This is a genomic window from Paenibacillus sp. FSL R5-0490 (assembly GCF_001956215.1).
Classification (GTDB): Bacteria; Bacillota; Bacilli; order Bacillales; family Cytobacillaceae; genus Cytobacillus.
Window position 1 is genome coordinate 33,336 of record NZ_MRTQ01000032.1, and the last position, 12,854, is coordinate 46,189.

Here is a 12,854-nt window from a genome sequence, read left to right on the forward strand (position 1 = left end):
TTTTACCCCCAATATTTTAGGAAAACTTCAATCAAACGTAATTATTTTATACGAAATCGACAAAATATGATAGTTTTTTTTATTACAGTAATATTCCCTAGTTTAATAAGAATAAACGAAAAGACTATTTTCAGCTGAAAAAAAGACACCGCCAAACTCGGCGGTGCCTTAATTATGGGGGAATGACAATCTACCCTTTCAGCCTTCCAATAAAATCATGCAGGTTATCAAGTGTAATCAAATTTTCATTGCATTTGCGGCTGTCCTGGCAAATATAATTTCCTTTTTTGGTATAGGTGCCTAACTGAGAACCCTTAGTCTCAGTTAAGAACATGCCTGTTTCTTCGAGTTTGTAGCAGATGGCACAGATTCCTTTTTTGCCTAGCGGTTTAAATGTTCCATATATTCCTGTCAGCTTGCCATCCAGCAGGCTGATCATATATTTCCTGTTTGTACCTTTATCGTCCCATCCCAAGTAACTTATTTCCCTGAAATCGATATTTTCAGGTGCTGGCATTTTTAGTTTTTTTGCCTTGGGAAACAGTTTTTTGATCGATTGTTCAGTTATAGACGGAAAGGGTATTACATATTCCTTTATATGCGCTAAGAAGGCATCTGCCTGATCTCTTTCTTTAATATCACTGACTGGGGAAAGAAGCTGGTTTTGTTCCTCACTCAGCTCTGCAAAAAGACCCAATACCTTTTCAGCAGAAAGTGATTTCAGTGCATTCAGCACCCCTGTATCATTGACAGATGCATGGCCATTAATTAGCACTTGCGTCTGATATTTAATAAAATTATATTGATCATTCCTGATAAAAGGTTCCATTATACACACTCCTATACTTTCAGCACCTTTATATATCAACCTCACTTTATAAGAATGGCATAAAAATGTAAATGGATAAAATGATTAGGAAACGAACTTGGCATATGAAAAAGCACTGAACAAAGTTCAGTGCGGAAAATTCATTTTTTATAAACTATTTTTTTGATTGTTTCAGCGGAAAGAAAATATTCCTCCGCCAATTGGGTGATGGTTTTGCCGTTCTGAAAGGCGCCTTTTATAGAATGGTTCCTTTCATCCAGAGCTTTTCTTGCTCCAGAGCGGGAACCCCATTTTCGGTAGTCCTTTTCCGGTTTGGGAATATAAATAGCCTCACCCTGAACGTATTTTTGAATCTCTGCGATTAGATTCTCCGGTAAAACGGCATTAGCTTTTACATAACTCATTTCTGCCAGCTCCTTATTTATTTTGATAATAAAAATGAATAAGGTGCAAAGCCGATATCAGAAATGGTTTTAGCTGAATGGGCGATAATATTTAGTCCATTACCGCCTCATGCAAAGTATCGCCACCAATATCAGGCTTTGCATGAGACGTTGCATTATCAGGCCTTGCAGCTGCAATGGCCATTCCCATCACCTCCTAAAATGTATTTTTTTATATTATAAATTAAAATGAATGCCGATGTATACACTTGCACAATTCGACAAATATCGGGCGGTGCCTGTCACCACTTGATTCTTGCAGACTTTTCTGATAATATATTTTTCTGCCCACGCGTACGCTCATATGTATTTCTCCATTGCGGCTGAAAAAATTTGAAAGGAGAAACATATGTCATCTGAATTTGAACACCCCGATTTTCAAAAGGAAGTTCAGCGGCTTGAATTTACGAAACGTTATATTGATGTTGTGATTAAAACATCGGAATCCAGCAAGGATAAGTTTCAGGAAAATATGAAAGAAGCTTTCGAGGACGTTGACTGGCTTGAATCCAGTTTAAGTTACTCTTCTCTCCTGACGAATGCCCTTTTTTTTGAAATGTCCAAAGATGAATTAATGCTGCTGAAAAAAGCCCGGAAAAAGCCTTACTTTGCCAGAATTGATTTTTTGCGGCAGGATTTAAACGAAGAAGAGATACTGTACATAGGCAAAACTTCATTGTATTCAAGGGAAAATCAGGAGCAGATTATTGTTGACTGGCGTTCTCCGATAGCCAATCTATACTATGAAGGCAGGCTGGGAGAGGTTCAATACCATTCCTATGAAGAAAGCTTTACGGGACACCTGTCGTTGAAAAGGCAATATATGATAGAAGACGGGATTCTGGATGAAATACGGGATATTGACCTCACGACCACAGACGAATTGCTTCAGGAATCATTGTCCAAAAGCTCAAGCAACCGCCTCACTGAAATTATTTCAACCATACAGGAAGAACAGAACAAAATAATACGTGCCGATTTGAATAAGCCCATCATTGTGCAGGGGGCGGCAGGCAGCGGCAAGACAACCATTGCCCTGCATAGAATAAGTTATTTCATTTATCAGTACAAAGAAAATTTTGCCCCTGAACAGCTGATGATACTGGCGCCGAGCAGGCTTTTCATTGATTATATTTCAGAGGCGCTCCCTGAACTTGGGGTGGAGAGAGTCCGTCAGACAACCTACCAGGAATATGTTCTGGCATGTCTTGGCGAGGATCTAAAAATGGCTGCTGACAGCAAGCTTGTGAACCTGCTTGAAAACCAGGGAAGTGAAGAAGTAAACCTTGCAGCCTGGGCATCGTCCATTAAAGGTTCGCCTGTATTTCACACCATTCTTACTAATTACCTCAGAGAAATATATAATAGCTTCTCCCCCAGTGATGATTTTATGGTAGATAAATTCAGGCTTTTCAGCAGCAAAAAATTCTTTCAGCTTTTTTTGGAGGATTACAATTACATGCCTCTATACCGAAGGCTGGAAAAGTTAAAGGCTGTGCTTCAAAACGATCTTGCTAAGAAAAAGAAAAATATCATTAAGAAAATCGAAATATATTATGACGAGAGAATCGAAAGGGCCCTCTATAGAGGCAGGGATCCTGAGAAAAGAAGACAATATGTTTCAGATGCTCTTGATAAAAAAGCATCCAGAATGGAAGAACTAAAAAGAAGCTTCAGGACAGCTGTGCCAAAATACATGAAGCAATTCCCGAAGAAAAGTCTGGTCCGGTATTACAAAGACCTATTTGAAGATCCTGTACGTCTTTCAAGGTTATCAGGCGGAAAATTGCCTGTTGATGATACACATAAACTTTGTGAATATTGCCGGGAGTTGTTCAGGAAAAAAGTGTATGAGAGGGAAGACTTAGCTTTGATGCTTTACCTGCAGGAAAGCCTTTTTGGCATTCCCAAAGAGCTGAAGGCGAAGAATATCGTCATTGATGAAGCCCAGGACTACAGCTTTATGGAGCTTCTCTCATTAAAAAAGTCACTTGATACAGATATGTTTACACTAGTGGGGGACCTTGCTCAGGGAATTCACTCCTACAGGGGGCTCACAAGCTGGCAGGAGGTTCTGGACTATATTTTTCCCCGTGCAACATATACAGAGCTTCAAAAAAGCTATCGTACTACAGTGGAAATTATGGAAAAAGCAAATGAATTACTTAAACTTCTCCCTTATTCATTTCCCGAGGTGGAGCCGGTCGTCCGCCATGGCAGAAATCCTGAGTTTATTAGGAGGAAAGATGGGGGCGAGCTGGTAAAACAGCTTGAAAAACAGGTCATTTCCTTAAAAGAAGAAGATTATAAAACATTTGCGGTGATCGGGAAAACGATGAAGGACTGTCAGCTCATTCACACCCTTTTTGAAAAGCATGCCAGGCTTCCTTTTAAACTGCTGCAGGAACAGGAAAGCATACCGAAGGATGAAATCGTCATCGTGCCATCATACTTGGCCAAGGGACTTGAATTTGATGCCGTTATGATTCTGTCCATGGAAGAGGAGTTTTCCAGAAATTCTGAACTGGACATTAAATTGCTTTATGTCGCCATGACAAGGCCTCTTCACCGATTATATTTTTTTGGATTGAAACAAGGCAATTTCATAGTAGTTTAAAACTTCAGCAGCTGATTTGTCAGCTGCTTATTTTTATGGGGGGAAATAATCCTGTCCTTTGTTTAGGACAATTTTTCACCGGGAAAATCATTTTTATATGAGAAAAAATGGAAAGGGATGCGGAATGAAAAAATCCCGGCATCTGCCGTTTATATAGATGGGCGATTGCTTCTCTAAGGCAATCGCTTTTGTATTGAAGTGTAAACAGTAGGTCTCCTTTTCCTGGAAATGATAAAATGAATTAAAACATGGAAGGAGATGATTCCATCAGATGAAGGATATCAGCGGCACTTTAACCTTAAACAATGGAGTTGAAATGCCTCAATTCGGGCTCGGAGTATATAAAGTCGAAAAGGGATTGCAGATTGAAAAAACAGTAAAAGATGCCATTAACATAGGATACAGGCTGATTGATACTGCGGCTTTTTATGAAAATGAGGAGGGCGTTGGAAAGGCAATAAAAGAAAGCGGAGTGCCCAGAGAAGAGTTGTTCATTACGACAAAAGTATGGAATACGGATCAGGGATATAATCAGACCCTTCATGCCTTTGATAATAGTAGGAAAAAGCTGGGTTTGGATTACATAGATTTATACCTTATTCATTGGCCGGTTAAGGGAAAATACGTGGAAACCTGGAGGGCGCTTGAAAAGCTTTATAAGGATGGAAAGGTAAGAGCCATAGGGGTGAGCAACTTTCAAATTCATCATTTAAAGGACATTCTGGAAAACTCTTCTGAAAAGCCTGCAGTCAATCAGGTTGAGCTGCATCCGCTTCTTTCTCAGGAAGAATTGAGGGCATTTTGCGGTGAATACAATATAAAAGTACAGGCCTGGTCTCCAATTGCCAGGGGGAGAGTGCTCGAGGACAATACCATAAAAGAAATTGCCAAAAGGCACGGTAAATCCGCAGCCCAGATTATTCTTAAATGGCATCTCCAAAACGGCATAATGGTCATTCCTAAATCGGTGAAAAAAGAGAGACTGCGGGAAAACACAGATATTTTTGATTTTGAATTAACTGAAGACGACATCAGACAAATGAATGCATTAAATAATAACCATCGCTTTGGAGCCGATCCGGACAATTTTAACTTTTAAACTCCCCTTGAAAAAAACATCCTAACGGGTGTTTTTTGTTTTATAAAATTTTTCCAGAAGAATAGTTTTTAAATTTTTGGTTTTAGATAATGAATCCTGGGTAATTTAATTATACAAGCAGATAAGATCACCAAAAGCTGCGCAGCTGAATGAAATTCTTTATCTGAGCAAAAGCTAAATTAAATTATAACGAGGAGTGATTTTCAATGTTGAGCTTTTTATGGGCATTAATTATAGGTGGTATCATTGGTTGGTTAGCAGGTATGATTTTAGGAAGAGATATTCCAGGCGGAATTATTGGTAACATCATTGCTGGTTTCATTGGTGCATGGTTAGGTTCATTAATTCTTGGTGATTGGGGTCCAGTCGTAGCTGACTTTGCTATTATTCCTGCTTTAATTGGTGCTATCGTGCTTGTATTCATCGTAGGCTTCATCATGAAGGCTATGCGTAAATCTCATGACTAATTAATTAATCCAAAGAAGTCCCGTTTGGGGCTTCTTTTTTTGCATTAATCACTCTGCTTTTCAGCAGAAAACTAAAGCTGCCTTAAGACAGGGCAGCTCTAAGTTAAAAACGATATGGGTCAATTCCCTTGAAAATCCCGGGATCATCCAGGAAAGGCGCATGACAGACAATAGGCTCCTCTAAGAATGGGTGCGGAATCTCAAGCTTTACTGCGTGCAGTGCCTGCCGTGCAAAAACAGGTTTCCCGCCATATAAAGTATCCCCCGCAAGAGGATGTCCAATATGGCTTAGATGAACACGGATCTGGTGTGTTCTGCCTGTATCCAAACGGCACTTAATAAGTGAAAGATTTTGTTTAGGATAGTACTCAATTAATTCATAGTTCGTTGAAGCAGGCTGACCGCCGGGGGATACTCTTCTCCTGGTTGGATGATGCCGGTCCCGCCCAATTGGTTCCCTTATGGTTCCTTTGTTCTTTAAAATTTTGCCATGAACTAAAGCCAAATAGGTGCGCTTAATTCTTCTTTCACCCAGCTCTTTATCCAGAATTGCACCCGCTAATGCATGCTTCGCAAATAATATGGCACCGGTTGTATCACGATCCAGGCGATGTATATGTTTTATGCCTCTATATTCCCCGTGCATTTGCATATGAAAAGCTGCGGCGTTGGCGAGGGTATTCGTTTGATCCGGTGAGTTAGGATGCGTGTCCATGCCGGCAGGTTTATTCAAAACAAGCATATGGTCATCTTCAAAAAGAACACCAATCTCGTAATATGATGGAATAACGCCTGGATCTTCATCCTCGAAAAATTGAAACTTTAATTTATCTCCTGTATGCACAGGTTTTGTCCAATTAGCAGCATCATCATTGGATAATACCTGTTTTTTCATTCTCATATTGTGTGTTTGTTTCTTTGGTGCTCCCCATAATGTCCGGACAATATATTCGATTGAATATCCTTCCCAGTGGGCAGGTACTTCTATTTCACACCATTCACCAAACCTTTTTAGTTTTACCATAAATTACTCCTTATCCAGATTGAATAATCTTACCTTTATTACATATAAATTAATGACAATAATATTTTAGCCTTTAAAGACAGCTGATAAAAGGAATAGTGGTCCTCGAAAATTATTGTAATATTAAAAATCACCTTTTATTTTACTGGAAATGAGGTTATTATAGACCTTTAGAACTAATTATTTTGCATTATTCCTGTTCCATCTATTTCCGGAGGAGGAATAAATACCAGCAAATCCCTGCTCCATGGGTATAATTACCACCCTAAAGGGCTTTTAGAATATGATATTCTTAAGTATATATTACGAACTGATTACAAGGATTACAAAGGTGGGTTATCAGTGAAGGTTGTATTTGCATCAACTCCTGATCAGGAACAAAAAATTCAAGAATTAATAGGAAGATTCTATTCAAATGTGTTTCCTCTATATTTCACAGACGATGATATAAGAGATTTTGAACAGCAGAAGATTTTACATACTTCTACCAGACACTTTGAATACTTTGGAACATTAAAGGAGGCATATCAGGTTATAGCAGGGCTGCAGACGCTTATGGCTATTCTTGAATCCCGCCCAATCAGCGGCAAATATAAAACGATATTCTTCAAAAATGTTCAAATACTTCAAGAATTCGGCTTATCATTTCCGTTTGATTACAGCCATTTTTGCGGAGAGAGAATGCCCCGGAGTGATGTATTCAGTGTTTATGCTAAAGCCGCAAATGAAATGCTTGTATGAAAAAACGCCTGCTGCTGCAGGCGTTTTTTGGTTATTTGGAATTCTCATTAAACCACTGTTCAAAAACTTCTTTTTCCTGAGAACCGGTAATCCTGTTAACCTCTTTGCCGTCCTTGTATTGAACGATTGTTGGAGTTTCCTGAATTCCGTAATTGTCCCAGCCGTCTTCAAATTCAAGCAGATTGAATTGCACCAGATCAATACCCATATCTTCTGTAAGCGGAGCCACCACAGGAGTAGTCTTTTGGCAATGAGGGCATGTCGGGCTATAAAAATAAACCGTTACATCTTCTTTTTTATCTAACTTTTTATCCAATTCTTCGGGAAGGATCAGGTTTTGATAATTCGGGTCTTCAAGCTGTTTGACTGTTTCAGGATGAAGCGAATCCTTTCCATACGGATTTTTCTCTGACACTTTTTCTTCGTTTTGCATTTTAGTTAACATTCCAACTGCTGCAAATAATGCAACGATAATGGCAAGAAATATAATGACCTTTTTCATTATTCTGCTGCCTCCTTCGTTTTCTTCCAGACAAGATAACTGCAAATAAAAATAATAATAAAAGCTGTTAATGCTAAAAATGGAATTGTAACAAATCCCAGCCAATTAATATACTGCCCCGTACAGGGAACTCTCCCGCATGCTGCTGCATGATCAGCCATAAATGAAATCTTCTGAATGGAGTAGTGGTAGATGGAAATGCCGGCTCCAACAGCAGATAACACCATTGTATATAAGCTGATGCGATAATCCTTCTTAACCACAGCCAATCCTAGTATGACAGCAAAGGGATACATGACAATCCTCTGATACCAGCAAAGCTCGCACGGTTCATATTGCCTGATTTCAGAAAAATAAAGGCTGCCGAACATAGCAAGAATCGAAGCTGCCCAGGCAATAAACAGCAAATTCTCCCGCCCGTCTGTTTGTGTTTTCTCCATAATAATCTCCTTATTAATATGTACTCTAAAATTATAAAGCTATTGGACATCCATTGTAAATCAACATGTGCAGACAATCAGCAGAAATGGGGCTTTTGTGGCAAAGATATTAACAGGTTACAAATAAAAAGAAGACATTTAACACCTTTATAGAAATATATACAAAGGAAAAGACGCAAGATAATAAGAGGGAAATTACTTAAGAAGTTACGAATGCAGCAAAAAAGGGAAAAGACTTGAATATTACTGAGAGACTAAGCTCCATTTAGCTCCCAGGATAATTATTATTTCCAAAGGAGTGCACCACCATTGACAAAGCTTGATTTAACGAAATTTGAGAAGAAAATGATTATCAGAAATACCCGGCATTCAGATATAGATCATATCATTGCCCTTCAGGAGTTATGTTTTCCCGGCATGGTTCCCTGGAAGAAGGATCAGCTTGAAAGCCATCTGGAAATTTTCCCTGAAGGCCAGTTTGTTGCAGAATATGACGGGGAAATTATTGGATCCTGTTCAAGCCTTATTATAAATTTTGATGAGTATGATGACCGTCATTCATGGGATGATGTGACAGATAAAGGATACATAACGAACCATAATCCGGAAGGCTATAACCTTTATGGAATTGAAGTAATGGTTCATCCTGATTACCGCAGAATGAAAATCGGCCATCGCCTGTATGAAGAAAGGAAGGAGCTTGTCAGGTCTTTAAATTTAAAAAGCATCATCATAGGCGGACGAATTCCAAACTATCATAAATACTCCAATGAAATGAACCCGCGAGAGTATGTTAACGAAGTGTCGCTTCATAAAATCTATGACCCGGTTTTATCCTTTCAGCTCCTGAATGGATTTACCCTGATGAGGATTAATCCCAACTATTTGCCTGACGATGTGCAGTCAAATAAATATGCAACCCTGATGGAATGGAATAATGTCGACTACAGACCAATGAGCAAACGCTTTTATAAAACGAGCTACCCGGTACGTATATGCGTGGTTCAATATTTAATGCGGCAGATAAAATCCTTCGATGAATTTGCCCATCAGGTGGAATATTTTACAGATGTAGCTTCTGACTCAGGGTCCGACTTTGCGGTTTTTCCCGAGTTATTTACCACCCAGCTGATGTCCTTTTTGGAAGAACGTTCACCAAGCCTTGCGGTCAGAAAGCTGACAGAATACACTGAGCAATACATCGAGTTATTTACGGATTTGGCAGTCAGATATAATATCAATATCATTGGCGGCTCTCATTTTGTGAAAGAAGATGACGATGAGATTTATAATATTGCTTACCTGTTCCGCCGGGATGGAACAATTGAAAAGCAGTATAAGCTCCATATTACGCCAAATGAGCGCAAATGGTGGGGAATCAGCCGCGGAGATGAAGTAAAGGTATTTGATACTGACTGCGGAAAAATAGCCATTCAAATCTGCTATGACATCGAATTCCCTGAGCTTGCGAGAATTGCGGCAGATAAAGGTGCCAAAATAATATTTACCCCTTTCTGCACCGAAGATCGCCAGGGATATTTACGGGTACGCTATTGTGCTCAGGCGCGGGCTGTTGAAAATCAAATATACACGGTTATTTCAGGTACGGTCGGCAATCTTCCGCAAACAGAGAATATGGATATTCAATATGCACAATCTGCCATTTTTGCACCATCCGATTTTGAGTTTGCAAGGGATGGTATTGTGGGGGAAACAAATCCAAATATTGAAATGGTTCTGATTGGTGATGTTGATCTGGAAATCCTTCGCCGCCAGAGGCAGGATGGCACAGTGCGCCAGTTAAAAGACCGCCGGCATGATATTTACAGCATTAAATATAAGAAGTAATATATAGTTGCAGCTTGAGCGCCTTTCACTTGGCGCTCAAACGCATTTATCGGGCATACATAATCTCTGGGTGGAAATTGTCAAAATAACTCGGATATTTTTAAAAGGAATATCCATTTGGAACTCGAAAAGGATATGCAGAAGCTTTTTTTAGGAGGTCATACAATGGAATGGAAAACAGCAGCAGAACGATGGATAAACCATGAGGATCTGGACAATGAATTATTAGAACAGCTAAAACGTTTGCAGGGAAATGAAAAGCTCCTTGAAGAAGCATTTTATAAGGGACTGGAATTCGGAACAGGCGGCATGCGCGGGGAAATTGGCCCGGGAACAAACCGCATGAATATCTATACTGTCCGAAAGGCATCTGCAGGATTAGCGGCATACATAGAGGAAAAAGGACTGGAAGCAAAAAACAGGGGAGTGGCTATTGCTTATGATTCACGCCACATGTCTCCGGAATTTGCAATGGAAGCGGCTAAAACACTTGCCAGCAGGGGCATACAGACGTATGTATTTGACGAGCTTCGTCCAACTCCTGAACTTTCATTCGCAGTCCGGTACCTTCATGCGTATGCAGGTATTGTCATAACAGCCAGCCATAATCCTCCGGAATACAATGGTTATAAGGTGTATGGATCTGATGGGGCTCAGCTGACTCCCGCAGAAGCTGACATTGTTATAAGCAAAGTAAATGAATTAGAAAACGAATTGCTGATAGAAGTAATGGATGAAGATGTGTTGAAGGAAAAAGGGCTCATCACCATGATCGGCAAAACAGTTGATCAGGCCTATCAGAAGCAGCTCCTTACCATCTCCGAAAATCCCGGTGCCGCAAACGAAGCGGATGTGCGCGTAGTATTTACGCCTCTTCACGGTACGGCCAACAAGCCTGTCAGAGAGGCTTTGTCAGCGCTGGGCTATGTAAATGTGCATGTGGTAAAGGAACAGGAGCTCCCGGATCCTGAGTTCTCAACAGTAAAGAGTCCTAATCCAGAGGAAAAAGATGCTTTTGAGCTGGCAATGAGAGATGGAAGAGAAACCAATGCAGATTTGTTAATTGCTACAGACCCGGATGCCGATCGGCTTGGAATCGCAGCGAAGAACAAAGAAGGTGAGTATGTTCTTCTGACAGGAAATCAGACAGGGGCGCTGCTGCTTCACTACATACTTTCTCAGAAGAAAGAAAAGAATACACTGCCTGACAATGGCATCATGCTAAAAACGATTGTTACATCTGAATTTGGCCGCAGGGTTGCCTCGTCTTTTGGAGTAGAAACCATTGATGTTTTAACTGGCTTCAAATTCATTGCAGAAAAAATCAAGGAATATGAAGAGTCGGGTGAATACAGCTTCCTGTTTGGCTATGAGGAAAGCTATGGATATCTAATCGGCGACTTTGCAAGGGACAAGGATGCTATCCAGGCAGCCCTGCTTGCAACTGAAATGGCGGCTTATTATAAAAAGAAAGGCATGTCCCTTTATGAGGCATTGCTCAGCTTATTTGATGAGTTTGGCTATTTCCTTGAAGGATTGAATTCAATGACTCTCAAAGGAATTGAAGGAGCTGAAAAAATCCAGCAGACACTGGCATCTTTCCGCACTAATCCGATAAAGGAACTTGAAGGCATGAAAGTTCAGGCTGTTGAAGATTACTTAACAGGAATCAGAACGGAAGCAGATGGAACAGAGGAAAATATCGGCCTGCCAAAGTCCAATGTTATTAAGTATTTCTTCGAAGAAGGGAACTGGATCTGCCTAAGGCCATCAGGTACAGAACCGAAAATTAAATTTTACTTTGGAATTAATGACTCTTCATTAGCCGGCAGCAAAGAAAAACTGGATTCCGTTCAAAAAGCATTTATGGGCATCGTCGAAGAAAGAATGGGGATTTCAGTATCAAAATAAATTCTCACACCCAGAAGTGTCAACAGAAAGGAAGATTCAATGTTAAAGGGACAAACGGCAATAGTAACAGGTGCATCCAGAGGGATCGGCAAGGAAATCGCTGTTAAGCTGGCTCAGCAGGGCATGAAGCTAACCCTGATTGGAAGTTCAGAGGAAATACATCAATCAGCAGAAGACCTCAATAAAATGGGATTTTCAGATGTAATGCCCATTCAGGCGGATATCTCAAATGAAGCACAAGTAAAGGCAGCAGTTGAAAAAACTCTTCAGACATACGGGCAGCAGCTTGACCTTCTTGTGAACAATGCAGGTATGGGCTTTTTTAAACAGGTTGATGAAACGACACTGGATGAGTGGAAAAAAGTCTTTGAAGTAAATGTGCAGGGAGTTTTTCTCGGAAGCAGGGCAGTACTGCCGCATATGAAAGAGCGGAAATCTGGTACAATCATTACCATTTCATCAGATGTAGCCAGGTATACTATCCCGAATGGATCAGCCTATACGGCAACAAAATATGCAGTTCAAGGCTTCTCGGGATCTTTAGCTCAGGAAGTCAGAGAATATGGTATCCGTGTCGGAACCATAAATCCTGGAATGGTTGATACGTTTTTTGCAGAATCCAAGCAGGGACTCGAAGAGAAAAAAGATTGGCTGCAGGTCGAGGATATCGCAAATGCTGTTGTTTACATGGCATCAGCACCGAAACACATGATGATAGACGAAATCGTTCTTCATCCATTTGTTCAAAATTATCCAATAGCATAAAGTGAAACTTCAATCAGTGGGGTTTTCCTTATCCCCACTGATTGTTAGTCGCGTGTCGCTAAGATCTCCGCTAGCGTTTCGATCAATCGACACTACGAACCCGATTGGTTCAACTAAGCCTCTGCCTGCGCGTCGGCAAGTTTCACTGTATCTCACCAATCGGGCCTT

At 40.3% G+C, this 12,854-nt stretch carries 12 protein-coding genes; 7 read left to right on the top strand and 5 right to left on the bottom strand.

Translation table 11 applies throughout. The annotated features are described in order from the left end of the window. Positions 1-190: 190 nt before the first annotated feature. A complete protein-coding gene (locus BK139_RS21065; RefSeq protein WP_076262706.1) occupies positions 191-829 on the bottom strand; it encodes a FusB/FusC family EF-G-binding protein in 639 nt (212 codons plus the stop codon). A gap of 140 nt (positions 830-969) precedes the next feature. Continuing rightward, positions 970-1,233 carry a CD3324 family protein gene (locus tag BK139_RS21070; protein ID WP_076262708.1) on the bottom strand — a complete coding sequence of 88 codons (264 nt, stop codon included), beginning with the start codon at positions 1,231-1,233 and terminating at the stop codon, positions 970-972. 388 nt (positions 1,234-1,621) lie between these two features. Here BK139_RS21070 and helD point away from each other — a divergent pair, with 388 nt between their 5' ends. From helD to BK139_RS21085, 3 genes are all read left to right on the top strand, one after another. After that, entirely contained in the window at positions 1,622-3,889 is a 2,268-nt protein-coding gene (gene helD / locus BK139_RS21075) for an RNA polymerase recycling motor HelD (RefSeq protein ID WP_076262710.1), read from the top strand. A 271-nt stretch (positions 3,890-4,160) separates the two neighbouring features. Continuing rightward, positions 4,161-4,988, top strand: coding sequence for an aldo/keto reductase (locus tag BK139_RS21080; RefSeq protein WP_076262712.1), 828 nt, complete (start codon positions 4,161-4,163; stop codon positions 4,986-4,988). A 206-nt stretch (positions 4,989-5,194) separates the two neighbouring features. Next, the gene (locus tag BK139_RS21085; protein WP_035326710.1) at positions 5,195-5,455 is read left to right on the top strand and encodes a GlsB/YeaQ/YmgE family stress response membrane protein; all 261 of its coding nucleotides are present in this window, start codon (positions 5,195-5,197) and stop codon (positions 5,453-5,455) included. Positions 5,456-5,558: 103 nt separating this feature from the next. Here the strand turns inward: BK139_RS21085 and BK139_RS21090 are convergent, their stop codons facing one another. After that, positions 5,559-6,479 (bottom strand): RluA family pseudouridine synthase, encoded by a 921-nt coding sequence (locus tag BK139_RS21090; protein WP_076262714.1) that lies wholly within the window; start codon positions 6,477-6,479, stop codon positions 5,559-5,561. A gap of 342 nt (positions 6,480-6,821) precedes the next feature. Here BK139_RS21090 and BK139_RS21095 point away from each other — a divergent pair, with 342 nt between their 5' ends. Then, complete coding sequence (locus BK139_RS21095) at positions 6,822-7,220, top strand: YhcU family protein (protein WP_076262717.1); 399 nt, start codon at positions 6,822-6,824, stop codon at positions 7,218-7,220. Between the two features lie 31 nt (positions 7,221-7,251). On the opposite strand, the gene BK139_RS21100 is transcribed toward BK139_RS21095, so the two are convergent. Both BK139_RS21100 and BK139_RS21105 read right to left on the bottom strand, forming a co-directional pair. Continuing rightward, positions 7,252-7,722 (bottom strand): thioredoxin family protein, encoded by a 471-nt coding sequence (locus tag BK139_RS21100; RefSeq protein ID WP_076262719.1) that lies wholly within the window; start codon positions 7,720-7,722, stop codon positions 7,252-7,254. Beyond that, the gene (locus tag BK139_RS21105) at positions 7,722-8,162 is read right to left on the bottom strand and encodes a disulfide oxidoreductase (RefSeq protein WP_076262721.1); all 441 of its coding nucleotides are present in this window, start codon (positions 8,160-8,162) and stop codon (positions 7,722-7,724) included. Before BK139_RS21105 ends, BK139_RS21100 begins: the two co-directional genes overlap by 1 nt. A 345-nt stretch (positions 8,163-8,507) precedes the next feature. Here BK139_RS21105 and BK139_RS21110 point away from each other — a divergent pair, with 345 nt between their 5' ends. The 3 genes from BK139_RS21110 to BK139_RS21120 all read left to right on the top strand — a co-directional run bounded on the left by BK139_RS21110 (position 8,508) and on the right by BK139_RS21120 (position 12,686). Next, positions 8,508-10,010, top strand: a complete 1,503-nt coding sequence (locus tag BK139_RS21110) for a bifunctional GNAT family N-acetyltransferase/carbon-nitrogen hydrolase family protein (RefSeq protein WP_076262727.1) — start codon at positions 8,508-8,510, stop codon at positions 10,008-10,010. 165 nt (positions 10,011-10,175) lie between these two features. Beyond that, complete coding sequence (locus BK139_RS21115; protein WP_076262723.1) at positions 10,176-11,921, top strand: phospho-sugar mutase; 1,746 nt, start codon at positions 10,176-10,178, stop codon at positions 11,919-11,921. A gap of 39 nt (positions 11,922-11,960) precedes the next feature. Then, positions 11,961-12,686, top strand: coding sequence for an SDR family oxidoreductase (locus BK139_RS21120; RefSeq protein WP_076262725.1), 726 nt, complete (start codon positions 11,961-11,963; stop codon positions 12,684-12,686). The last annotated feature ends 168 nt before the right edge of the window (positions 12,687-12,854 follow it).